This window comes from Rouxiella chamberiensis, assembly GCF_026967475.1.
Lineage (GTDB): Bacteria > Pseudomonadota > Gammaproteobacteria > Enterobacterales > Enterobacteriaceae > Rouxiella > Rouxiella chamberiensis.
In genome coordinates, this window is the sequence record NZ_CP114058.1 from 214,963 (window position 1) to 237,796 (window position 22,834).

Annotated in this window: 17 protein-coding genes and 3 pseudogenes; 9 read left to right on the plus strand and 11 right to left on the minus strand. The window is 56.6% G+C overall.

The genetic code is table 11. From position 1 onward, the window contains the following. The first annotated feature begins 188 nt into the window (after nucleotides 1-188). From O1V66_RS00990 to ypfH, 3 genes and pseudogenes are all read left to right on the plus strand, one after another. The gene (locus O1V66_RS00990; protein WP_045049246.1) at nucleotides 189-641 is read left to right on the plus strand and encodes a DUF441 domain-containing protein; all 453 of its coding nucleotides are present in this window, start codon (nucleotides 189-191) and stop codon (nucleotides 639-641) included. Between the two features lie 22 nt (nucleotides 642-663). Continuing rightward, a pseudogene (locus O1V66_RS00995) lies at nucleotides 664-2,715 on the plus strand (tRNA(Met) cytidine acetyltransferase TmcA). Nucleotides 2,716-2,835: 120 nt separating this feature from the next. Beyond that, nucleotides 2,836-3,465: an esterase gene (ypfH, locus tag O1V66_RS01000; protein ID WP_045049244.1), complete on the plus strand. Its 630-nt coding sequence runs from the start codon at nucleotides 2,836-2,838 to the stop codon at nucleotides 3,463-3,465. Nucleotides 3,466-3,571: 106 nt separating this feature from the next. Here the strand turns inward: ypfH and O1V66_RS01005 are convergent, their stop codons facing one another. The 5 genes from O1V66_RS01005 to O1V66_RS01025 are packed head-to-tail and all read right to left on the minus strand — an operon-like array spanning nucleotide 3,572 to nucleotide 6,833. Next, the gene (locus O1V66_RS01005; protein WP_045049243.1) at nucleotides 3,572-3,763 is read right to left on the minus strand and encodes a YpfN family protein; all 192 of its coding nucleotides are present in this window, start codon (nucleotides 3,761-3,763) and stop codon (nucleotides 3,572-3,574) included. 19 nt (nucleotides 3,764-3,782) lie between these two features. After that, entirely contained in the window at nucleotides 3,783-4,469 is a 687-nt protein-coding gene (locus O1V66_RS01010; RefSeq protein ID WP_045049242.1) for a M15 family metallopeptidase, read from the minus strand. Further along, a complete protein-coding gene (dapE, locus tag O1V66_RS01015) occupies nucleotides 4,466-5,593 on the minus strand; it encodes a succinyl-diaminopimelate desuccinylase (protein ID WP_045049241.1) in 1,128 nt (375 codons plus the stop codon). The genes O1V66_RS01010 and dapE overlap by 4 nt, the downstream gene beginning before the upstream one ends. Further along, the gene (locus tag O1V66_RS01020) at nucleotides 5,594-5,968 is read right to left on the minus strand and encodes an ArsC family reductase (protein WP_045049240.1); all 375 of its coding nucleotides are present in this window, start codon (nucleotides 5,966-5,968) and stop codon (nucleotides 5,594-5,596) included. Between the two features lie 13 nt (nucleotides 5,969-5,981). Beyond that, nucleotides 5,982-6,833, minus strand: coding sequence for a GntR family transcriptional regulator (locus tag O1V66_RS01025; protein WP_269128032.1), 852 nt, complete (start codon nucleotides 6,831-6,833; stop codon nucleotides 5,982-5,984). 187 nt (nucleotides 6,834-7,020) lie between these two features. Here O1V66_RS01025 and O1V66_RS01030 point away from each other — a divergent pair, with 187 nt between their 5' ends. From O1V66_RS01030 to ypfM, 3 genes are all read left to right on the plus strand, one after another. Then, a complete protein-coding gene (locus O1V66_RS01030; protein WP_045049239.1) occupies nucleotides 7,021-7,911 on the plus strand; it encodes a polysaccharide deacetylase family protein in 891 nt (296 codons plus the stop codon). Between the two features lie 76 nt (nucleotides 7,912-7,987). Further along, nucleotides 7,988-9,166 (plus strand): MFS transporter, encoded by a 1,179-nt coding sequence (locus O1V66_RS01035; RefSeq protein ID WP_269128033.1) that lies wholly within the window; start codon nucleotides 7,988-7,990, stop codon nucleotides 9,164-9,166. 269 nt (nucleotides 9,167-9,435) lie between these two features. Continuing rightward, nucleotides 9,436-9,495, plus strand: a complete 60-nt coding sequence (gene ypfM / locus O1V66_RS01040; RefSeq protein ID WP_139804174.1) for a protein YpfM — start codon at nucleotides 9,436-9,438, stop codon at nucleotides 9,493-9,495. Nucleotides 9,496-9,771: 276 nt separating this feature from the next. Here the strand turns inward: ypfM and acrD are convergent. Both acrD and O1V66_RS01050 read right to left on the minus strand, forming a co-directional pair. Further along, nucleotides 9,772-12,927 (minus strand): annotated as a pseudogene (gene acrD / locus O1V66_RS01045) (multidrug efflux RND transporter permease AcrD). Between the two features lie 227 nt (nucleotides 12,928-13,154). After that, on the minus strand, nucleotides 13,155-13,814 hold the full coding sequence (locus tag O1V66_RS01050) for a response regulator (RefSeq protein WP_045049236.1): 660 nt from the start codon (nucleotides 13,812-13,814) through the stop codon (nucleotides 13,155-13,157). Between the two features lie 174 nt (nucleotides 13,815-13,988). On the opposite strand from O1V66_RS01050, the gene nudK reads away from it, so the two are divergent. Continuing rightward, complete coding sequence (nudK, locus tag O1V66_RS01055; RefSeq protein ID WP_045049235.1) at nucleotides 13,989-14,570, plus strand: GDP-mannose pyrophosphatase NudK; 582 nt, start codon at nucleotides 13,989-13,991, stop codon at nucleotides 14,568-14,570. A gap of 101 nt (nucleotides 14,571-14,671) precedes the next feature. Here the strand turns inward: nudK and O1V66_RS01060 are convergent, their stop codons facing one another. Then, entirely contained in the window at nucleotides 14,672-15,820 is a 1,149-nt protein-coding gene (locus tag O1V66_RS01060; protein WP_187329828.1) for a hypothetical protein, read from the minus strand. A gap of 331 nt (nucleotides 15,821-16,151) precedes the next feature. On the opposite strand from O1V66_RS01060, the gene O1V66_RS01065 reads away from it, so the two are divergent. Continuing rightward, nucleotides 16,152-17,219 carry a DUF1176 domain-containing protein gene (locus O1V66_RS01065; RefSeq protein ID WP_045049234.1) on the plus strand — a complete coding sequence of 356 codons (1,068 nt, stop codon included), beginning with the start codon at nucleotides 16,152-16,154 and terminating at the stop codon, nucleotides 17,217-17,219. 99 nt (nucleotides 17,220-17,318) lie between these two features. Here O1V66_RS01065 and tkt read toward each other — a convergent pair whose 3' ends face one another. The 3 genes from tkt to rpiB form a co-directional block, all read right to left on the minus strand. Beyond that, complete coding sequence (gene tkt, locus O1V66_RS01070; RefSeq protein WP_269128034.1) at nucleotides 17,319-19,313, minus strand: transketolase; 1,995 nt, start codon at nucleotides 19,311-19,313, stop codon at nucleotides 17,319-17,321. Between the two features lie 16 nt (nucleotides 19,314-19,329). Further along, nucleotides 19,330-20,280, minus strand: a complete 951-nt coding sequence (gene tal, locus O1V66_RS01075; RefSeq protein WP_045047547.1) for a transaldolase — start codon at nucleotides 20,278-20,280, stop codon at nucleotides 19,330-19,332. Nucleotides 20,281-20,490: 210 nt separating this feature from the next. Further along, a complete protein-coding gene (rpiB, locus tag O1V66_RS01080; RefSeq protein ID WP_045047546.1) occupies nucleotides 20,491-20,940 on the minus strand; it encodes a ribose 5-phosphate isomerase B in 450 nt (149 codons plus the stop codon). Between the two features lie 523 nt (nucleotides 20,941-21,463). Between rpiB and O1V66_RS01085 the strand changes: the two are divergent. Further along, a pseudogene (locus O1V66_RS01085) lies at nucleotides 21,464-22,832 on the plus strand (MFS transporter). The last annotated feature ends 2 nt before the right edge of the window (nucleotides 22,833-22,834 follow it).

The window sequence follows — 22,834 nt, forward strand, 5'->3', positions numbered from 1 at the left end:
GATAACCCTGCCGCTTCGCGGTGACTGAAAATCTTTCGGGAATATAACGTTTTTTTATTCTCCCGCCGCCGTGTTCCCGCCTGCGCATATTCACCTTGGTCACGGAGTTGTGTAAGCTTCCGAGGTGCTTACGCTGGCCGCCTTGCTGCGACTTCAATCTTGAAAAAGTTTTTTACCTTGGGAATCTTATGGCCTTTCTCGATCCAACCCTGCTTATTCTGCTGGTGTTCGCCGGTTTAGGTATCATCAGCCACAACTCTGCCGTGACCATCGCCATGTTTTTCCTGCTCACGGTGCGCATTACGCCGCTTAACGCCTTCTTCCCGTGGATTGAAAAATATGGCCTGACACTCGGAATTATCATCCTGACCATCGGCGTGATGGTGCCTATTGCCAACGGCAGAATTACGCCAAGCGCGCTGGTTCACTCGTTCATGCACTGGAAATCGATATTGGCTATCGTGGTCGGGGTCGGCGTGTCGTGGTTGGGTGGACGCGGCGTCACGCTCATGGGATCACAGCCACAGCTGGTCGCCGGTCTTCTGGTCGGCACGGTGCTGGGCGTCGCCTTCTTCAAGGGCGTGCCGGTCGGACCGCTGATTGCCGCCGGGTTATTGTCGCTCATGGTCGGCAAGTCCTGAGAAAATGCGCGATAAGGAAGGGATGACACAGCTTGTTGCCTGTCAGCGGCAGATGCAGCGCCACGGCGTGCGGCGGCTGCTGGTAATCAGCGGTGACGCGACCTGGAGCGCGCAGCAGGCGCGTCAGATAGCGGCAACGATGGCGGGCGACTGGCTATGGATTAGCCCCGATGTGCAAAGCGATCGTCGCACCGTGTCACCCGAGTCGGCTAACCAGCTGCTCGGGCAGGCCTTTTGCACGGCGTGTTCGATGCGCGACAAGGTTTGAACGTCGAGGCGCTGGCGGCATTCAGCGGCGTGTTACAGGCCGGAAGCTGGCTGCTGTTACTGGTACCCGACTGGCGAGAACTGGCCGACGACGTTGGACCTCGACAGCCGCCGCTGGAGCGAACAGCCCGACGCCATCGCCACTCCCCGCTTTATTCAGCGTTTTTGCCGGGAAATACACGCCGATCCGCAGGCGCTTGTCTGGCGACAAGAGCAGGCATTTACTCCCCGTCTGCTGACCGATGCCCCGCACTGGCAGCCGCCGCACGGCGAACCGACCCGCCACCAGCAGGCGATTCTGGACCGGCTGTTACAGGCCGAAGATGGCGTCTGGGTGCTGACCGCCGCACGCGGGCGCGGCAAGTCGACGCTTTCGGGCATGTTGGTGCAACAGTGGCCGGGGCGCTGCTGGCTGACTGCGCCGAGCCGGGCTTCGGGCAGTCGGCTCGAGGAGCAGAGCGGGCAGGGCGCGATGTTTTGGGCACCTGACGCACTGCTCGCGCATCTCGAACAGGGCAATGCGGCCGACGCCGACTGGTTGCTGATTGATGAAGCCGCGGCCATCCCGACCCCGTTGCTCTCGCGCCTGATAGCCTTTTTCCCGCGGGTCTTGCTGACGACCACCGTTCAGGGCTACGAAGGCACCGGACGCGGCTTTGTTTTGAAATTCTGTGCTTCATTGCCGAACTGGCAGGATCTGCGGCTTACCGCGCCTATCCGCTGGGCCGAAGGCGATCCGCTGGAAACGCTGCTGGACAAGGTTTTACTGTTCAATGAACCCGATCCTCAGGCGCTGCCGCCTAACGATCCCCGGCCGCTGCGCATCGAACACTTTACCGCCGATCTCTGGACGCAGCATCCGGCGCGGCTTGAGGCGTTTTATCATCTTTTGACCCGCGCCCATTACCGCACCTCGCCGCTGGATCTGCGCCGTTTGCTTGATGCGCCGGGCATGAGCTTCTCCGCAGCGCTTAGGGACGAAGATATCGCGGCCGCGCTGTGGCTGGTGGATGAAGGCGGATTGGATGCTGCGCTGGCGCACGAAGTGTGGGCCGGACGTCGGCGGCCGCGCGGTAATCTGGTGGCGCAGTCGCTGGCCGCCCACGGCGGGTTTGCGTCTGCGGCGCTCATGTCTTCTCGGCGTATCACTCGTATCGCGGTTGCGCCCGCAAGCCGCAGGCAGGGCATCGCCTCTGCGCTGGTGGCGGCGCAGCGCCTTCAGGCGGCGCGTGAAGGAAGAGATTATCTCTCGGTGAGTTTTGGTTTTACCCCCTCGTTGTGGCATTTCTGGCAGCATTGCGGCTTTCGCATGGTGCGGGTGGGCAATCAGCGCGAAGCCAGCAGCGGATGTTATGCCGCCATGGCAATGTTGCCGCTGAGCGACGCCGGTACTCGCCTTTGCGATGAGGCTGTGCGGCAATTCACGCGCAATGCACGTCAGATCCCGGCCGACGTGGCCCGCTGCCTGGTTGACGGACATTCGCAGCCGGAGGCCGAAAAAGCGCCCTCACTGGAGGAGGCCGACTGGCGTGAACTGGCCGGTTTCGCCTTCGCCAGCCGCGCACTCGACAGCAGCCAAAGCGCCTTGTGCCGATTACTGAGTCTTTCGCCATTGCCGCTACCGGCGCTGCGTGCCCGTCTTGAACTCGGGCTGGAGGGCGCCGCCATCATCGCCCAATGCAAGCTGAGCGGTAAAAAAGCCCTGCTGAAACAGTATCGCGATGAAACGCGGCAGGCGCTGCAACACCTCGATGCCTCGCAGACGTCGGCGTGGCAGCGTTTTGCGCAGCCTGTGGCGTCACCGTGAAAAAATCAGTACAACTCTTTCAATAAAACCCTATTTTCCTGAATTTTCAGCGGTGTATAGTCGCTGTATCGGCAGCCTGTCATCGCGCTGCACCCCTCATTCATCAAGCAGAGAATCATCATGAGTCCGGATCAGGTTATCGTCCAGCAACCGCCGCAGGCGGCAGAAAAACTTATCCTGTTGTTTCACGGCGTGGGAGACAATCCGGTGTCGATGGGGGAAATCGGCCGGTATTTTACCGCAAGTTTCCCCAACGCGCTGATAGTCAGCATCGGCAGTCCCTTTGCCTGTGATTTAGGGCAGGGTCGCCAGTGGTTTTCGGTGCAGGGTGTCACGGAAGAGAATCGTCATCGGCGCATTGCCGACGCCATGCCGCTGTTTATCAAGACTGTGCGCGACTGGCAGCAGAAATGTGCCGTCACGCCCGAGAATACGGTGCTGATCGGCTTTTCACAGGGCGCGATTATGTCGCTGGAATCCACGAAGGTAGAGCAGAATCTGGCAGGGCGCATCGTATCGTTTAGCGGACGTTTCGCCCGTTTGCCGGAAAGCCCTATTGCAAGCGGCACCCGCATTCACTTTATCCACGGCACCAGTGATCCCGTCATCGCCGCCAATAATGCGGTTATCGCGGCAGAACGACTCACGGCGCTGGGGTGTGCCAACACGCTGGATCTGGCGCAGAAAGTGGCGCACGGCATCAACCCGCAGATGATTGAAACCGCCATCGAGAGATTGCAGGCAGAGTAACAAGGCATTCTGTAAAGACAGAAACGGCAGGGGATGACCCTGCCGTCTGGCGGTTGCGATACGTTCTCGCAAGGCGTGGTGATTTCGCCATGAACGGGACGGGCGCTTACTTTTTCTTGTCCTTCGGCCAGTCGTCGTCGTCATCCCATTCGGCGTTGTTGTCGCGATGTGGCGGGATCTCGGGTTTGTCCTTGAGATAGGCTTTCACATCGACCCGGTTGAGTTCTTTGATGCCACTGATGAGAATGCCGGCCAGAACGATCAGCACTATCCACCAGTAATCTTTAATCCATTCCATAATACGTCTCCCTTACTGGTTATTCTTGTGGGCCTTGCGACCCGTTATTCACGACATACTGCGTGAAAATTCTTTCAAGCTGGCTGACAATCCAGTCATGACCCGCGAGATCGACCCCTTGCCAGGCGGCCTGTAAAACGTCAGGTGTCAGCACGCGCTCACACTGCTCGGCCAGAGGACGATAACTCAAATGCCAGGGCTCGATTGCCACGCCGCCCGTATCCTGACTAAACGGACGATAGAAGCCGAACGCCGCCATATGCTCGGTCAGCCACTGATTGAGCCGATAAAAATAGCCGCCCGCTTCGTACTCCCACGGCTCGAGCTGCAATTTTTGACCTTCGGGAAGTAAATCGGGATCGTAGATATCCAGATCACTTCCCCAATGGTGACGACTGCTGCCGGGCAGGGCCGACCAGCGCAGAATCAGCTCGCCACGCTCTGCATCATTGAGCGATGAGATGTCCACGGGCTGACTGTCACTGTTTAATACTGGTCGCTGCGCGCGAAATTTTCCATTCCAGATAGCCAGTTGCCGATCGAAGTCACGAAATGTGCTGGCCGGTTGCAGATTGAATCCGGCCTGCGCGGCCGCCGTCTGAAGTCGACGAAATGCCGCCACCGCTTCGGGCTGCAAGCGGTGGCCATCGACCAGTTCAACCAGATGCGCGGCGGAGCGTCCGGTCAGCGCGGCGACGTCAATCATCCTACCAGTTGATCCATAATGCGCTGATACATGCGGCTGAGCAGTTGCAAATCCGCCGCGCTGACGCATTCGTTGATCTTGTGAATCGAGGCATTGACCGGCCCCAGTTCCACCACCTGCGCGCCCATCTGCGCAATAAAGCGCCCGTCGGAGGTGCCACCGGTCGTTTCAAGCACGGGCGTGTGCTCGGTGTAGTGCTGCACGGCGTTGACCACGGCATCCACCAGCGCGCCGCGCGGCGTCAGGAACGGCTGACCGGAAACGACCCAGTTCAGCGTGTAATGCAACTGATGTTTATCCAGCAGCGCGGCGACGCGTTCCTTGATCAAGGCATCGGTTAATTCGGTGCTGAAACGGAAGTTGAACTGCACATAGAGCTCACCCGGGATAACATTGTTGCTGCCGGTTCCGGCATTGATGTTGGCAATCTGCATGCTGGTCGGCGGGAAGAATTCATTGCCGCCATCCCAGACCGTGGCGGCCAGTTCATTCAGGGCAGGCAGCGCGCGATGCACCGGGTTATCGGCCAGATGCGGATAGGCCACGTGGCCCTGCACGCCGTGGATCTGCAGGTTGGCGGTCATGGAGCCCCGACGCCCGTTTTTGACGATATCGCCAACGCGGGTGGTGCTGGACGGTTCGCCGACCAGACAGTAATCCATGCGCTCGTTGCGTGCCATCAGCGCCTTCACGACTTTCACTGTGCCGTTGACGGCGCTGGCTTCTTCGTCGGAGGTAATCAGAAACGCCAGACGCCCCTTGTGATGCGGATTGGCTGCCACAAAACGCTCGGCGGCGACGACCATCGCGGCGAGTGAGCCTTTCATGTCGGCCGCACCGCGACCAAACAGCATGCCGTCGCGCAGCGCAGGTTCGAACGGCGGTGTTATCCAAAGCGAGGCATCGCCGGTCGGCACCACGTCGGTATGACCGGCAAAGGCCAGCGTCTTGCCTTCGCCGCGCGTGGCCCAGAAATTCAGGGTATCGCCGAAGTTCATGGGTTCGATATGAAAGCCAATCGCCTGTAAACGGGCAATCAGCATCTCCTGACAGCCTGCATCTTCAGGGCTGAGAGAAGGGCGGCGAATCAGCTGCTGCGCAAGATCGAGAACCGGACAAATCATTTACTTCACCTCCGCAACAAATTGCGCATAGCTTTCAGGTTTGAAACCGAGCAGCGATTCCCCGCTGGCGGCAAGCAGAAAAGGACGTTTGATCACGGCAGGATGCGCGAGCATCAGCGCCTTGGCCGCGTCGGCGTTATTACAGGCAGTACGCTCGGCGTCGTCCAGCTTGCGCCAGGTGGTGCCGCGCGTATTCAGCAGCGCTTCCCAACCCTGTTTGTCGACAAGCGTCTGGATAAGCGCGTCATCCAGGCCATCCGCGCGATAATCGTGGAACCGGGCATTGACCCCGTTTTCTTCCAGCCAGCGGCGCGCTTTCTTGACGGTATCGCAATTCTTGATGCCGTAAATAATAAATGAGGCGGTTTCTGCCATGTGCAAACATACCCTAAATGTTAAGGCGTCCGATCAAGGGATAAATCAGACGTAAAAATAGCCAGTTGCAGGCCGAAACGTGCGGTATGGCGGCGTTTTCGACCGGCAAAAATGATGCGTTACATAATGCGGTAAAACGTCCGCTGGATCTACCCTTGTGCTCGGGCGGTTTTCCTTGCGCGGCCACGTCCGCTGGCCTGTGCGCCGCGTTGGCGCTCTTCGATGACCAGAAGCGCAATCTCGCCGGAGGCCACGGTGTGCTCGACGGCGCGCAGTGCGGCGGTGTCGGCGTCATTCGCCTCGATGGCCGTGATAATGGCCCGCAGTTCGGCCATGCTTTTTCGGCGCGTCCGGGCCAGCGAGTGGAAGAGAAGCGGAACAGCGCCAGCCGGTTCAGCAGGGAAAACAGCGTCTGCCCGATGGCGACATTGCCGGTGCCCTCAGTCAACACCTGATAGAACTTCTCGGAGGCATTGATAACCAGCACCATGTTCTGCGTGGCGTGACCCCGGCCAATCTCTTCGACCGACTCCCGCAGGCTGGCGCGTTGTTCGGCCGTGGCCCGCTGGGTGAACAGTTGCGCGCAGGCGCTTTCGAGAATGCCGCGCAGCTCGTAAATCGAGTGCACTTCTTCAATCGACAACTGCGACACCATTGGCCCGCGATAACGCACGGTCGTTATCAGGCCTTCCGCTTCCAGACTGCGAAAAGCCTCCCTCACCGCGCTGCGGCTGACGCCCGTCAACTCGCAGATCTCCCGCTCGCGCAGCGGCTCGCCGGGTAAAAAATCGCCGACGGCGATGCCCGAACGAATCCGGTCCTCCACCATCTCTCTGGCGCTCACGTTTAATTTTTGTTCCGACATGCTCAGAAATTCTCCACAAGAATACAATTTGCGTTTTTTCGTCAGACAATTTAAAACAGAATTGTCTGATGATTTTTACCGCAATCTCGCCAGCATACAACAGCCGTTGTGGTGCTTCGAGACGGCGGCAACAGAAAAAAGCACGAATTGATTTTTCACCTGTGTTCAATCTCCGAGGAACTGCAAGATGTCACAACCCTGGACTTGGCCGGAAAGCGAATGGCGTGGCTATGTTGACAAAGTCCGCGCCGGACAGCCCCTTAAAGCCGCATGGCCCGATAACAACAAGATTGCCGTAGCGCTCTCTTTCGACAGCGATCATGAAACCATTCCCCTGCGCGACGGCGAAACCTCGCCGGGACGTCTGGCCGCCGGTGAATATGGCGCTCGTCTCGGCATTGGCCGCATTCTCACTCTCCTGGAAAAATACGGCGCACCCGCGTCTTTTTATCTGCCTGCGGTGTGCGCGTTGCTGCGTCCCGATGAAAGCAAAACCTATGTGGCGGCGGGCCACGAAGTCGGGATTCACGGCTGGATCCACGAGCGCAACTCCCTGCTGGATTACGAGAACGAGCGCGACCTGATGCTTCGCGCCGCCGATGTGCTCGAGAAGACTTCCGGCGTGCGTCCGGTCGGGATTCGAACGCCATCGTGGGACTATTCGCCGCACACGCTGCGCATTATCCGCGAAATGGGGCTGATTTATGACTCCTCGCTGATGGCGGATGACGAACCTTATGAACTGATTGAAGAGGGCGTGGCGACGGGTGTAGTCGAAATCCCGGTGGAATGGATCCGCGACGATGCCCCGTACTTCACGATGGACCGCTTCAACTCCATTCGTCCGCATACCAAACCGCGTGACGTGCTGGAAATCTGGATTGATGAATTCAATCAGGCCTATCAGGAAGGCGGCGTGTTCCAGTTGACGATGCACCCGCACGTCATTGGTCACCGCTCGAGAATGGTGATTCTTGACGAATTGATGCAGCACATTACGTCACACGACGGCATCTGGTTTACCACACACGCGGGATTGGCAACGCACGTGGGTAAACAACTTAAAAATAATAATTAATTAAACGCTTTGCAAAATTGAGACGTCAACACGGGGACACATTTTTAGATAATTTCAATGCATTCAGGGGGTTTAGATGGTAGCCACACCCGATACAACGGTCGCATCGCCGCACAAGTTTACGGCACATCAAAGAAAAGTCGTGTTTGCCGCCGCGATTGGCAACGTCGTCGAATGGGTCGACTGGGGGCTTTATGCGGTCTTCGTCAAAATTATTTCGCAGGAGTTTTTTCCGGCGGGCGACAGTGTGGCCAGCCTGTTGACCACGCTGGGCTTCTTCGCCATCGGATTTATCATGCGTCCGGTTGGCGCGGCCATTCTAGGCTCTTATGCCGACAAGTTTGGGCGCAAGAAAGGGCTGATTCTGTCGATTGCGCTGATGTCGGGTTCGGCGCTGGTGATGGCGTTGACGCCAAGCTACGCGGTCATTGGCGTTTGGGCAACGGCGATTCTGCTGGTCTGCCGATTGGTGCAGGGCTTTTCGGCGGGCGGTGAGTTTGGTGCCTCTTCTGCCCTGCTGGTGGAATCGGCGGGCAAGGGGCGTCGTGCGTTTGCCGGTTCGTGGCAGCAGGTTTCGGTGGCGGGCGGCACGTTGATCGCCTCCTTTATGGGCACCGTCTTTACCTGGTTCCTGTCACCGGACGCTTTGTTGAGCTGGGGATGGCGCGCCGCGTTTCTGGTCGGCGCGGCATTGGGGCTGATTGGTATCTGGCTGCGCGTCAGCGTCAACGAAACGGAGTCGTTCGTCAGCCACAAACCGGCGGTCACCTCGAAAGTTCATCCACTGAAGGCGATGATTTTTCATCATCCGAAAGCGGCGCTGCGCGTGGCGGGCATTACGATTGCCGGGACGCTGACCTATTATATCTGGCTCAACTATTTGCCGACCTACGCCAACATTACCACCGGGATCCCGCTGAAAGAGGCGTTTTTGTCACAAACGATCAGCATTGCCGTGTTTATGGTGCTGTTGCCGTTCGCGGGCATGCTGTCTGACCGGATTGGGCGCAAGAAAACGCTCGGCGCCTTTGCCGTCTGCTTTATTCTGTTCTCTTATCCGCTGCTGGCCATGTTGAGCAATAACTTCTGGAGCCTGCTGTTTGTGCAATTGGCGGGCATTGTTTTCCTGCTCGGCTATTCCTGCAACTGTGCGGCAATCATGGCCGAACAGTTTCCCCGGAAGTGCGTGCAACCGGCATTGCGTTGCCCTATGCGTTGGCAGTCGCCATTTTTGGCGGTACCGCGCCTTACGTGACAACCTGGATGCATTTCAACGGCTTTATTAATTATATCTGGCTCTATGTTGCTCTGGCGGCACTCATTTCGCTGGTGGTATATATGCGTATGCCGGAAACTAATAATGCTGATTTTGAATAATATTTAACTGATAGGTTGTTTAGTTATTTCCGGGGGCGCTTTTATTACCCTTTATTAAAGCGTGATCCGGGTTTAACTATCGGAATAATAGATTGGTGAGATTAATTAATGCTCGTATAATCCTTCTCGTAAATTACGAGGTGTTGTATGGTCGAGCAAGAATTAGGTAACTGGAAAGACTTTATCGAAGCCATGCTGCGCGGATAATTCGCAGCTGGCCGAGATACACATATAATAATAGTCTGTTATTACACTGGTTTCACCCAAGGGAACCCTGATACAGAGCATCATCTTATCCATTCGGCTTAATGTCCTTATTGATAAGTGATGAAGAAGGTAGATGGCGCTATTAATATTCAGGCCAAATTTAGCCTTCCGATAACAAAAGGCGCTAATTTGATTAGCGCCTTTTTATTTATTGATTCACGCTGGATAATAATGACCGCCGTGATGATATTCGGGGTCATTATTAGCGCTTCGCCTTTATTTCGTTTCCGTTTCAATCACTTCATTAATCAACGTCGGCTTTTCCTTTTTCCCCGGAAAACGGCGGCGCACCAGAACAAAGAATAACGGCACAAAGAAGATAGCCAGCACGGTGGCGGTAATCATCCCGCCGATAACACCGGTTCCGACCGCATGCTGGCTGCCCGAACCGGCACCCTGACTGGTCGCCATCGGCAGAACGCCGAAGATAAAGGCCAATGAGGTCATGAGGATAGGACGCAGGCGCTGCCGCGAAGCTTCAAGCGTCGCCTCAAGCAGGTCTTTGCCACGGGCATTAAGATCGTTGGCAAATTCAACGATCAGAATGGCGTTTTTCGCCGACAGACCAATAATGGTTAACATCCCCACCTGGAAATAGACGTCGTTTTCCAGTCCGCGCAGATAGGTCGCAATGACCGCGCCGATTACGCCGAGCGGCACCACCAGCATCACCGAGAACCGGAATAGACCAGCTCTCGTAAAGCGCCGCCAGACACAGGAACACCACCAGCAGCGAAATCGCATACAGGGCTGGGGCCTGTGAACCGGAGAGACGTTCCTGATACGACATGCCGGTCCACTCCAACCCAACACCGGCAGGCAGCTTGGCCACCAGTTTTTCCATTTCGTCCATTGATGTACCGCTGCTGACGCCATTGGCCGCCTCGCCGACAATCTCGAGTGACGAACTGCCGTTGTAACGTTCCAGTCGCGGCGAGCCGGTTTGCCAATGCGACGTGGTAAAGGCCGAGAACGGCACCATGGTTCCGCTGGTGTTGCGTACAAACCAGCGGTCGACATCGTCGGGCAGCATGCGATAAGGCGCATCGGCCTGCACATACACCTTCTTCACACGGCCGCGATCGACGAAGTCATTGACGTAGGTCGACCCCCAGGCTGTGCTGAGCGTACTGTTGATATCGGCAATCGACAGACCCAATGCCTGCGCCTTGTGCTGGTCGATATCGATTTGCAACTGCGGACTGTCATCCAGCCCGTTGTGGCGCACGCGGGAGAGCAGCGGACTTTTTGCGGCCAGATCCAGCAGCTGGTCGCGCGCCGCCATCAGCTGCGCATGACCCAGACCCGCGTGGTCTTCCAGCTCCATATCAAAGCCCGACGAGTTACCCAATCCGTTAATCGCCGGTGGACTGCTGGCGATGATACGTGCGTCGTTATATTCGTTTTTGCTGAACTCTTTGGTGGCCCTGTCGATAATATCGAAAGAGGTGTTGTGCCCGGACGTTCGGTCATCCCAGTCGGCCAGCCGCACAAACATACGCGCCACGTTCTGTCCGTTACCGCCGGGTCCCGAACCGATGGTGGAAAATACCGACAGCACGTCTTTTTTCTCGTGAGTGAGGAAATACTGCTCGACCCTTGCGACCACCTTGGTAGTTTGTGCCATCGTCGATCCCGGCGGCAGCTGGATTTGCACGGTAAACACGCCGCGATCCTCCTGTGGCAGGAAAGACGTGGGCAGCCTGATAAACAGCACCGCCAGCGCGATCACCAGCAACAGATATATCAGCATGTAGCGAAAACCATGATGCAGCACACGCCCGACGCCGCGCTCGTAGCGGCGGGCATTCTTGTCGAACATCCTGTTGAACCAGCCGAAGAAGCCGCGTTTGCCGTGATGATGTCCCTCGGCAATGGGTTTCAAAATGGTCGAACACAGGGCAGGGGTGAGGGTAAGGGCCACAAAGACCGACAGCACCATTGCGGCGACGATAGTCACCGAAAACTGGCGATAAATCGCGCCCGTGGTGCCGCCGAAGAAGGCCATCGGCACAAACACCGCCGAAAGCACCATGGTAATGCCGACCAGCGCGCTCTGAATCTGCCCCATCGATTTGCGGGTCGCGTCGCGGGGACTCAGCCCCTCTTCACTCATTACCCTCTCGACGTTTTCGACCACCACGATGGCGTCATCTACCAGTAGCCCGATAGCCAACACCATCGCAAACATCGTCAAGGTATTGATACTGTAGTTAAACTGGTGCAGCACGACGAAGGTGCCCAATAAAACAACGGGCACGGCGATGGTCGGAATCAGCGTTGCGCGGAAGTTTTGCAGGAACAGATACATCACCAGAAACACCAGCAAAATCGCTTCAAACAACGTTTTGACCACGTCGGTTATCGCGGCTTTGACGAAGGGTGTTGTTTCATAGGCGATTTCGGTTTTCAGCCCGTGCGGAAAATATTGCGACAGCTGCTGAATTTTGGCGCGCACGGCGGTATCGGTTTGCAGTTCATTCGCGCCGGATGCCAGCTGCACGCCCATCCCCGAAGCGGGTTGACCGTTGTAGCGGCTGTCGAAATTGTAGTTTTCCGCGCCGAGGCCGATAGTGGCGACCTGGCCGAGTTTCACTTCGGAGCCGTCGGCGTTGACGCGAATGGTGATATCGCGAAACTGCTGCGGCGTTTGCAGCTGCGACTGGGCATTGACGGTGGCGTTCAGCGCCTGCTGGTCGACCGCCGGTGTGCCGCCAAGTTGTCCGACCGCGACCTGGCTGTTCTGGTTTTCGATGGCGGTAACGATGTCGGCGGTCGTCAGGCTGTAGTTGTTCAGCTTGTTGGGGTCGAGCCAGATGCGCATGGCATATTGTGTGCCGTAGGCATTGATAGTACCCACCCCCGTCACGCGGCTGATGGGGTCCTGAATGTTGGAGGCGACGTAGTCGGAGATATCCTGTTTGCTCATGCTGCCGTCGGTGGAGACAAATGCCACCATCATCAGGTTGGTATCACCGGTTTTCGACACCGTAACGCCCTGACTCTGCACCGTTTGCGGCAATCTTTTCAGCGCCTGCTGCAGCTGGTTCTGCACCTGCTGCAAGGCTTCGTTCGGGTTGGTACCGGCGACAAAGCTCAAGGTTATCTGGGCCCGGCCGTCGTTGCTGCTCTGGGAGGACATATACATCAGGTTGTCGAGCCCCGTCATATTCTGCTCGATAATCTGCGTGACGGTGTTTTCGACAATGGTTGCCGACGCCCCCGGATACTGGGCAGTGATACGGACGTTGGGGGAGCAAGCGCCGGATATTGTTCGACCGGCAGGTCGTAAATCGCCAGGGCACCCGCCAGTGAAATGATGATCGCCAGTACCCAGGCAAAAATAGGGCGATCAATGAAAAAGTTTGCCATCCGTCAAGCCTCGTTATCACCCCTGCGGGCAAGTAACATCAGGAAATAATGAAAATTCTGTTTTAATCAGGCAGGTTAAAAAGCCACCCATACGCTTCAACACTTTACCTTTAATACTCACAGAAAACGTGGAGAAAAAAGGAGATGATGTAAAAACAGGTGGGCGGCCGGGATTGGCCGCCGGAAGAGGAATAAATTGCGGATAAAGTCGAGAGGGCGGGGAGAAATCAGGCCCTGTTTTCGAGAAACATCACGGTGGCCGCAACGCGTGAACGTACGTCGAGCTTACGCAGGACATTGCGAATATGCACTTTGACGGTTTCTTCGGAAATCGTCAGCTCGCGTGCAACTTCTTTGTTGGATTGCCCCTTGGCGACTTCGTGCAAAACGCCGATTTCGCGCTCGGTCAATTTTTGCAGCGGATTGATTCGGCTATTTTCTGCCGCAATCGAGTTTCTGATTTCCTCATTCAGATAATGTTTACCCTGAGCGGTAAGCAGAATTTGCTCCAGCAAATATTCAGGCTCGCTGTCTTTTAGCAAATAAGCATCGGCACCGGCGTTGATCAGGTTGGCAATATCGCAGGGAGAATCCGAAACGGTGAGAATAATGATTTTCGCCTGACAGCCTTCCGCGCGTAATGCCTCGAGCGTCTCCAGTCCCGACATGCCACGCATATTCAAATCGAGGATAATGACGTCGATATCGGCCATTCTGGCGGCCGCCAGCGCTTCCACGCCGCTACTGGCTTCGGCGACCACATGCAGACGGGGTGAGACATTGAGTAACTGTTTTACTGCGCGGATCATCAGGGGATGATCGTCGACAATCATGACGCTGTAGTGATCGCCATTAGAAGGGGTATTACAGGGGGTATGACTCGCCATATTATTTACCAGCTATGCTGCTCCATTTTGCATACTGCTTTCATCCGTAGCTAAGAGCATACTGGCTATAGGATTTTTATCAATATTAGGCGCATTCCTAGCTAATAATTCATTCGCATTCTTTGGCGAACGCTCTACTATTGAACATCCCCCTTTCACTTATGCCGAGGCGCTATGTCCGCTAAAATTGAAATCATCAGCAATAAACTGCTGTCCGATAACTGGTTCACGCTGCGTAATTACACCTACGATTTAGTCAGGCAGGATGGCAGTAAAATTCGGCATAAACGCGAAGTTTACGATCGCGGTCATGGGGCGACCATCTTGTTATTCAGCCGCCGCAAAAAGAGTGTCTTGCTGGTTAGGCAATTTCGTATGCCTATTTATGCCAACGGCGACAACGACGGCATGCTGATTGAAACCTGTGCCGGTTTACTTGACGACGACTCACCGGAAGACTGTATCCGCAAAGAGGCCATCGAAGAGACGGGTTATCAGGTGGGCAAGGTCGAGAAGCTGTTTGAGCTTTATATGTCGCCGGGTGGTGTAACCGAGCTTATTCACTTCTTTGCCGCAGAATATGACGACGACTCGCGTAATAATGAAGGCGGCGGCGTGGAAGACGAAGATATCGATGTGCTCGAGGTTCCTTTCGATAAAGCCCTCGAAATGATTAAAAGCGGTGAAATCAAGGACGGTAAAGCGGTGATCCTCTTGCAGTATGCACAGCTTAACGGCCTGCTGGATGCCGGGTAAACACGAATAAGCACGCAGACCGAAAGGTAAATCGGTCTGAGTAAATTCTGAGTAAGTCCTGATTAGTTGATATTAATGAGTAAACTCTGATTTACTCAGGTTTACTGCGGCAGGGCGAGCGCAACGCCGCCCTGATGCTGTTCCCGCACCGACCAGGGTAATACCGACCAGCGGGTGCCTTCGCAGGCGCGCATCACGCGGGCAAAAGAGGGACCAAAGTGAATGCCTTTCGGGGTGAGATACCACGATGGGAAATACCAGATCTCGGCATCGCCATAATCACAGTCATCATCTCCCTTCGGTTTTTGCATCTCATGCGGATACAGTTGTTTGAACTGCGTAATAAGCCACGGCGCAAAGTTCTTTTCGCGATAGGTCGAGTAATCATCGAAACCTACGTTGTTGGCGCTGTCGTCGCCCGTATCCTCGGCATACATATAGTGGAAGGGCTTGTCTTTACCGACCCATAAAATGTCCTCCAGCGTGAGCGGAGCCCCCGTTTCGGCATTGAGGTTAAGCGGTGAATCACCAAAATCGGGATGCGCGCCACCGCAGCTGTAGCTGGTCGAAACTTTCACACTTACCGCCGTCGGCGATAGCAGTTCGGGCGTAACGCTCTGCACAAAATCCCCTTTGCCGAACTGGCTCGCACCCAGCATACAGCTATGATAATCAATTACCTGCTGCCATAAACGCGCCATCAATTGCTGGTTAATCAGGGTCAGTTGCGCCTGCGGATACCCCGAGGTGAGGGTAAAAAGCGAGATGTCGGACTGCGGTTCATGCCACCATTGCAAGGGATAGCCCATAAAGGTCTGCTGCCTGCCTTTTTTGAGATCCAGACCGCTTAACCGCAGATATTCGTAGGGCGCATCGTGTATGAGTTGGGCAAGGAAGGCATCGGGATTGCTTTCAGGTAACACGGCTGGCGTCAACGCTACCGGCATGATTTTTCCCTGAGGATTTGACCAGGTTCCCTGCCAGCCCGCTTTTCCGTCGGATTGCAGTCTCAGTGTCGGACGCGGACTGTCGTTAAAATCGTCCATGCCTTCCTGCAAGTTGAGTTCGCCGTCTTCTTCGCTGCCGTTAAGCGGCAGGTCGAGATGGTATTTCTGGTAGAAATAGCGCCCGGTAATGGCTTCGGGTTTGTTGAGATCAAGCTCCATGACGATAGGCGTTCTGCCGATAGTGCCCGTCAGCACCACGGGCGGTTCTTCGGCCCGCGCCGAGGCGGACAGTAACGTGAACATGCACAGGATTATCGTTATAGTTGTCGTCAGTAATCTCGAGTGGTTACCTTTCGCCATCCCTAATGTACCTTTTGAATATGACCGCTGCTGACGAATAGAATATCAGCCAAGGGTGTACTTAAGCGTATTACAGCGCAACAAAACGTGTTTATTGCCTGCTTCCTGAAACGTTTTCGCCGGGTTTACGCCAAGACGGCTTTTACCGCGACTCGAGAGGTTTATGGGCTATCCATTTCTATTTGCTGGTAAAAAAATGATGCTTTTCGGGCAGAGTCTTTTCACAGCTTAGGTTAATATCTACAGGTTTACTTCGTAAAAGAGTTGAAATGTGATGATACCCAACTGGATAGCCGCACCGCTGCTGTTATTGGTCACCTTGATGACCCACTACGCGCACGCCGACCCGCTACAGAGAATTTACAATGACTGGCAGGTAAGTTGCGACAATTTAAACCGCTGTTCGGCGAGAAGTTCGCAGGACAGTCAGGGGTTGGTGCTGCAGTTGACCCGCGAGGCGGGGCCGGAAGGCAGAGCCAGCGTCAGCATCGATTTCCAGCGCAACAACGATGAGCAGAGTTCGGACGTGGCTATTGCCAACCGCCTGCTGCTCAACGGAAAAGCGCTGACTTTCAATCGCCGCGAATGGGATGTCAGCAAGAAACATATCGCCAGCATCAATCGGGTTGTGGTCAACGAGTTTGTCAGTACGATTCGCGACGGCAGCAGTATTCAGCTTGGCGGCAAGCTTGAGGCTTCGCAGACCACGCACCCGGCCATTTCCTTGAATGGTCTGAAAGCCGCACTGCTGGCCATTGATGAACAGCAGTCGCGCGTGGGCACCAAAACCGCCTGGGGCAGCCACGGCAGCAAGGCGGCCAATACGGTTCCTGCGGCTCCGCCAGTCCCGGAATTACCGCGTTTCAGCGAGCCGCATCCGCTGTCTGAAAGCGAAATCTCCGCCATCACACAAAATACCGCCAGCAATATCGAAAACAACGATTGCAGCCTTGACCCTTCAGAGCGCGAAGTGCACCTCTTTCCGCTCAGCAACGACAAGGCGCTGATGACGGTCAACTGTGATATGGGGGCCTATAACCTCTATGTGCTGGGCTACATCGTCTCCCGCCAGGCCCCGTATAAAGCCGACAACCTGGTGCTCGAGATGCCGTTTAAATCCGGTGAGGACGATCAGCCGCCCGAGCTTATCAACGCCGATTTCGACGAGAAAAGCGGGGTTCTTTCCACCTTCGACAAGGGGCGCGGACTCGGAGACTGCGGCGTATCGTCTAAATGGGTCTTCGATGGCAAAGCCTTCAGGCTGGCCGCCTATGCCTCGGAGCCGAGTTGTGATGGCTACAGCCGCAGCGGCCAATGGCCGGTATTGTGGGTTACGAAATAGCCCTCGCCGACAGTCTTGATCTCGACCCATAAAAAAGGCAGCCCCGGTCTTCACCGGAGGCTGCCTTCGCTGCACCGCGGCCCCTGCGGGCCGCCGCGCTTATTTCAGCAGGGACTGCGCCTTCGCCACCACGTTGTCGACCGTGAAGCCGAACTCTTTGAACAGCAGGTCCGCCGGCGCCGACTCGCCGAAGGTGGTCATGCCCACAATCGCGCCGTTCAGGCCCACGTACTTGTACCAGTAGTCCGCAATGCCCGCTTCCACCGCCACGCGCGCCGACACCGCCTTCGGCAGCACGGACTCGCGGTACGCCTCGTCCTGCGCGTCAAACGCGTCGGTCGACGGCAGCGACACCACGCGCACGCGGGTGCCCGCCGCGGCCAGCTTGTCCGCCGCCTCCACGGTGATACCCACCTCGGAGCCGGTGGCAATCAGGATAACCTCCGGCGTGCCCTCGCAGTCCTTCAGCACGTAGCCGCCGCGGGCCACGTTGGCCAGCTGTTCGGCGCTGCGCGGCTGCTGGGTCAGGTTCTGGCGCGAGAAAATCAGCGTCGTCGGGCCGTCGTTGCGCTCGATGGCGTACTTCCACGCAATCGCGGACTCGACCTGGTCGGCCGGACGCCACAGGCTCATGTTCGGCGTCACGCGCAGGCTCGCCAGCTGCTCGACCGGCTGGTGCGTCGGGCCGTCCTCGCCCAGACCGATGGAGTCGTGGGTGTAGACGAACACGTTGCGGATTTTCATCAGCGCCGCCATGCGCACGGCGTTGCGCGCGTATTCCACGAACATCAGGAAGGTCGCGGTGTACGGCAGGAAGCCGCCGTGCAGGGCGATGCCGTTGCTGATGGCGGTCATGCCGAACTCGCGCACGCCGTAGTGGATGTAGTTACCCGCCGCGTCGTCGCCGATGGACTTCGAGCCGGACCACATGGTCAGGTTGCTCGGCGCCAGGTCGGCGGAGCCGCCCAGGAACTCCGGCAGGATTTTGCCGAAGGCTTCCAGCGCGTTCTGCGACGCCTTGCGGCTGGCGATGTTGGCCGGCTTGGCCTGCAGCTCCTCGATGAACTTCTGCGACTGCGCCTCCCAGTCGGCAGGCAGCTCGCCCGCCATGCGGCGTTCGAACTCGGCCGCCAGCTCGGGGTGCGCCTTGGCGTAGGCCGCGAACTTGTCGTTCCAGGCGGACTCCTTGGCCTTGCCCGCTTCCTTCGCGTCCCACTGGGCGTAGATGTCGGCAGGGATGTCGAACGGCGCGTGGTTCCAGCCAATCGCCTTGCGGGTGGCCGCCACTTCGTCGGCGCCCAGCGCCGCGCCGTGCACCTCGTGCGACCCGGCCTTGTTCGGCGAGCCGAAGCCGATGATGGTCTTGCACAGGATGAGGGTCGGACGGTCGGTGACCTGGTGGGACTCCTCGATGGCCGCCTTGATGGCGTCCGGGTTGTGCCCGTCGACGCCGCGCACCACGTGCCAGCCGTAGGCCTCGAAGCGCGCCGCGGTGTCGTCGCTGAACCAGCCTTCCACGTGGCCGTCGATGGAGATGCCGTTGTCATCGTAGAACGCGGTCAGCTTGCCGAGCTTCATGGTGCCGGCCAGCGAGCAGACCTCGTGGGAGATACCCTCCATCATGCAGCCGTCGCCCATGAAGGCGTAGGTGTGGTGGTTGACGATGTCATGGCCTTCGCGGTTGAACTGCGCGGCCAGCGTGCGCTCGGCGATGGCGAAGCCCACGGCGTTGGCGATACCCTGGCCCAGCGGGCCGGTGGTGGTCTCGACGCCCGGCGTGTAGCCGTACTCCGGGTGGCCCGGGGTTTTGGAGTGCAGCTGGCGGAAGTTGGCCAGTTCGCCAATCGGCAGGTCGTAGCCGGTGAGGTGCAGCAGGCTGTAAATCAGCATGGAGCCGTGACCGTTGGAGAGGACGAAGCGGTCGCGGTCGGCCCAGTGCGGGTTGGTCGGGTTGTGGTTCATGTAGTCGCGCCACAGGACTTCGGCGATGTCGGCCATCCCCATCGGGGCGCCGGGGTGGCCGGAATTCGCTTTCTGCACGGCGTCCATGCTGAGTGCGCGGATAGCGTTCGCAAGCTCTTTACGAGAGGACATGTTCTACTCCAGTTAATTACAGTTGAGCGGCAAGCATATCTTCCAGCTTCTGCTGGTCGACAGCGAACGTGCGGATACCTTCGGACAGTTTTTCAACCGCCATCGGGTCTTGGTTATGCTGCCAGCGGAACTCTTCTTCGGCCAGCGGAGCTGGCTGATGGTAGGCTTCAGTGGACGGGGTCAGCTTGCGTTCAACCGGCGCATCGCTGTTTTTCAACTCTTCCAGCAGGTTCGGAGAGATGGTCAAACGGTCACATCCGGCCAGCGCCAGAATTTGATCCACTTTACGGAAGCTCGCACCCATGATCACGGTCTGGTAGCGGTGTTCTTTATAGTACTTGTAGATGTCGGACACGGACTTCACGCCCGGATCTTTTGCCACGTCATAGGCCGCGTTCGGCTCTTTGGCCTGATACCAGTCGTAGATACGGCCAACGAAAGGTGAAATCAGGTAGACACCGGCTTCGGCGCAGGCACGGGCCTGGGCAAAGGAGAACAGAAGGGTCAGGTTACAGTTGATGCCTTCGCGCTCGAGTTCTTCGGCAGCCTTGATGCCTTCCCAGGTCGAGGCCAGCTTGATGAGAATACGTGACTTCTCGATGCCGTGTTCCTGATACATGCCGATAAGCTTGCGGGCTTTCGCCACACACATGCCACGGTCAAAGGACAGACGGGCATCGACTTCGGTCGAAATGCGGCCCGGTACGCTTTTGAGGATCTCGAGACCAATGTTCACCGCCAGTTTGTCGGAAGCATTGATAATCTGGGTTTCCTTGCTGCCACCCTGTCGGCGGGCGTAGTCCAGCGCTTCTTGAATCAGTGACTGGTATTGAGGAAGGTCGGCGGCTTTGAGAATCAGTGAAGGGTTGGTGGTCGCGTCCTGCGGTTCGAAATGGCGGATGGATTCAATATCACCACTGTCCGCAACGACGGTCGTTAGCTGTTTAAGTGCGTCTAACTGGTTCATCTCTAGCTCCTTAAGAAGAATCGATACAGCATTATGTCATTACATTTTAATTAGATTACATAGACTGCATCATTTTATTAACACATTGAATGCGCTTTTTCTTATTGTTGTGATGGGCCAGAACTATGGCTTTTGAAATCAACAAGTTAGGAGGTCTTGTTGGCGGGCCTCAAATGCTGAGGGACAGCAAGGCCCGCTGAAGCGAAGACATTACGCGCTTTTCAATCCTTCATAATAGCCAATCTTCTCGACTTTGCTGGTAGAACCGCCGCCTTCGAATTCGGAAGCAAGCCAGGCTGCCACAATCGACTTGGCCAGTTCAGGGCCGATAACCCGTGCGCCCAGTGTCATTATCTGCGCATTGTTGCTCTTGCGTGCGCGTTCGGCGGAGTAGGTGTCATGACATTGTGCAGCGCGAATGCCCGGCACCTTGTTCGCCACAATGCTCATGCCAATGCCTGTGCCGCACAGCAGAATGCCGCGTTCAAACTTTCCTTCCTTTACTGCACTCGCCACGGTGAAAGCGATGTCCGGATACAGCGGGTTGTTGGCATCCTGGCTGTAATCCGCCACTTCCAGACCCTGCTGCTGAATATAGGCTTTCACGATATTTTTCAGTTCAATCGCCGCATCATCGGCGCCAATCGCAATAGGTAACATAATTTTTCCTGCCTGATTAGTAGGTTATGAAGGTAAGAGTGCGTAATGGCGCGTCATGTATCGGCCATCTTCACGCTGCAACCCTGCGATAGGTTCGCAAGGTGCAATGAGTAAGACACAAGATAACGCAAATTTAAACATATGTTCAATAGGTGTTCATATGTTTTGTGATGAGTGATCGATATTGCGCGATCGCTCATAAATGTTTTGAACAAAAGAGCGTGTAATTTGTTGGTTAACCCGTTTACTTCGGGTTTTAGAGTCACGTCACACTTTTGTTATCCGGTTATAGGCAAAGCAGGGCGAAAGGGATAGTGTTCATATGTTCACGCAACGAATTAATGAACAACTCGAAACCCGTCAGAGGATGAGGCCATGAAAACACCCTGCAAATGCCCTACAAGAATTGCCCCTTTTGCAGCGTCGGATGAGTCATCCAGCGCTTTTGAACGCTGCTTATGTCAGCACGCCAGAAGCTCCTCAGTCACTGCTTTGCCTGCCTGCGGGCAGAAGGAGTAAGAAAATGACCACGCTTTCAACAACCGTACCGGGAGCCGCCGAAAAATCGGCCATCCGTAAAATCTGTATCCGTCTGGTGCCTTTCGTGGCGCTGATGTTCTTCATCAACTTCCTTGACCGCACCGCCATTTCCTTCGCGGGTCCGAACGGCATGATCAAGGATCTGGGCATTCAGGTCGCGCAGTTTGGTCTGGCTTCCGGCATCTTCTTTGTGGGGTACATTCTGCTCGAAGTCCCGAGCAACCTGGCTTTGCACCGCTACGGCGCGCGTCGCTGGCTGGCGCGCATCATGGTGTCATGGGGTATCGTTTCCCTGCTGTTCACCTGGGTCAGCAGCGTTGAAGGGCTTTATGGCCTGCGTCTGTTACTGGGTGTCGCCGAGGCCGGCTTCTTCCCCGGTGCCATCTTCTTTCTGAGCGCCTGGGTGCCTGCGCGCTATCGCAGCAAAATTCTCGCATTGTTCTATCTGGCGCAGCCGCTGACCGTTGTCTTCGGCGCACCGCTGGCGGCATGGTTCATCAATCAGCACGGCCTGTTCGGACTGGAAGGTTGGCGCGTGATGTTCCTCGGCGTATCGATTCCGGCCATCGTGGCGGGGATTGTGGCCTGGTTCTATCTGGTCGATAAGCCACGCGATGCCAAGTGGCTGACCACGGAAGAACGTGTGTGGCTGGAAACCGAGCTGGAAAAAGAAGAGTCGACCAAGAAATCTACGCACGGACATCAGGGTCTGAAAGCGGCGTTTATGAGCGGACGTGTGTGGATGCTGTGCCTGATTTATTTCGGTTTCGTGTATGGCCTGTATGCGCTGGCGTTTCTTCCTGCCGACCATCATCGGTGGATTCCAGCAGCAGTTCGGCGTGACCTTTACCGTGCTGCAGAAAGGGTTGATCACCGGTATCCCTTATCTGGTGGCCGCTGTAGTGATGTTCTTCTGGTCACGTGATGCCTCGAAACGCGGCTGCAAAACCTGGCACATCGCGCTGCCTGCGCTGGTAGGGGGCATTAGCGTGCCGCTGGCGCTGTATATGGACTCACCGGCTGCCACTATCGCTGTTATCACCGTGACCGCCTGTTCCATCTTTGCGGCACTGCCGAACTTCTGGACGCTGCCGACCCAGTTCCTTTCCGGCGCCTCGGCCGCTGCTGCCGTAGCGCTTATCAACACCCTCGGCAACGTCGCCGGTTTCTCGGCAGGTTATGTAACGGGCGCGCTGCATGACGCGACGTCCAGCTACACGGTACCCATGATGGTCGTCGGCGGATTCATGCTGCTTTCGGCGGTGTTGATGGTGCTGCTGCGCGCCACCCAGCGTCCGGCAAAACCGGTGAAATCCAATCTGAAAGACCCGCATGCTGCAAAAGCTGCCTAGGA

What these genes read in the sequence shown, in the direction of transcription:
- O1V66_RS00990 (WP_045049246.1), top strand. Translation starts at nt 189, where the DNA reads ATGGCCTTTCTCGATCCAACCCTGCTTATTCTGCTGGTGTTCGCCGGT.
- ypfH (WP_045049244.1), top strand. Translation starts at nt 2,836, where the DNA reads ATGAGTCCGGATCAGGTTATCGTCCAGCAACCGCCGCAGGCGGCAGAA.
- O1V66_RS01005 (WP_045049243.1), bottom strand. Translation starts at nt 3,763, where the DNA reads ATGGAATGGATTAAAGATTACTGGTGGATAGTGCTGATCGTTCTGGCC.
- O1V66_RS01010 (WP_045049242.1), bottom strand. Translation starts at nt 4,469, where the DNA reads ATGATTGACGTCGCCGCGCTGACCGGACGCTCCGCCGCGCATCTGGTT.
- dapE (WP_045049241.1), bottom strand. Translation starts at nt 5,593, where the DNA reads ATGATTTGTCCGGTTCTCGATCTTGCGCAGCAGCTGATTCGCCGCCCT.
- O1V66_RS01020 (WP_045049240.1), bottom strand. Translation starts at nt 5,968, where the DNA reads ATGGCAGAAACCGCCTCATTTATTATTTACGGCATCAAGAATTGCGAT.
- O1V66_RS01025 (WP_269128032.1), bottom strand. Translation starts at nt 6,833, where the DNA reads ATGTCGGAACAAAAATTAAACGTGAGCGCCAGAGAGATGGTGGAGGAC.
- O1V66_RS01030 (WP_045049239.1), top strand. Translation starts at nt 7,021, where the DNA reads ATGTCACAACCCTGGACTTGGCCGGAAAGCGAATGGCGTGGCTATGTT.
- O1V66_RS01035 (WP_269128033.1), top strand. Translation starts at nt 7,988, where the DNA reads ATGGTAGCCACACCCGATACAACGGTCGCATCGCCGCACAAGTTTACG.
- O1V66_RS01050 (WP_045049236.1), bottom strand. Translation starts at nt 13,814, where the DNA reads ATGGCGAGTCATACCCCCTGTAATACCCCTTCTAATGGCGATCACTAC.
- nudK (WP_045049235.1), top strand. Translation starts at nt 13,989, where the DNA reads ATGTCCGCTAAAATTGAAATCATCAGCAATAAACTGCTGTCCGATAAC.
- O1V66_RS01060 (WP_187329828.1), bottom strand. Translation starts at nt 15,820, where the DNA reads ATGTTCACGTTACTGTCCGCCTCGGCGCGGGCCGAAGAACCGCCCGTG.
- O1V66_RS01065 (WP_045049234.1), top strand. Translation starts at nt 16,152, where the DNA reads ATGATACCCAACTGGATAGCCGCACCGCTGCTGTTATTGGTCACCTTG.
- tkt (WP_269128034.1), bottom strand. Translation starts at nt 19,313, where the DNA reads ATGTCCTCTCGTAAAGAGCTTGCGAACGCTATCCGCGCACTCAGCATG.
- tal (WP_045047547.1), bottom strand. Translation starts at nt 20,280, where the DNA reads ATGAACCAGTTAGACGCACTTAAACAGCTAACGACCGTCGTTGCGGAC.
- rpiB (WP_045047546.1), bottom strand. Translation starts at nt 20,940, where the DNA reads ATGTTACCTATTGCGATTGGCGCCGATGATGCGGCGATTGAACTGAAA.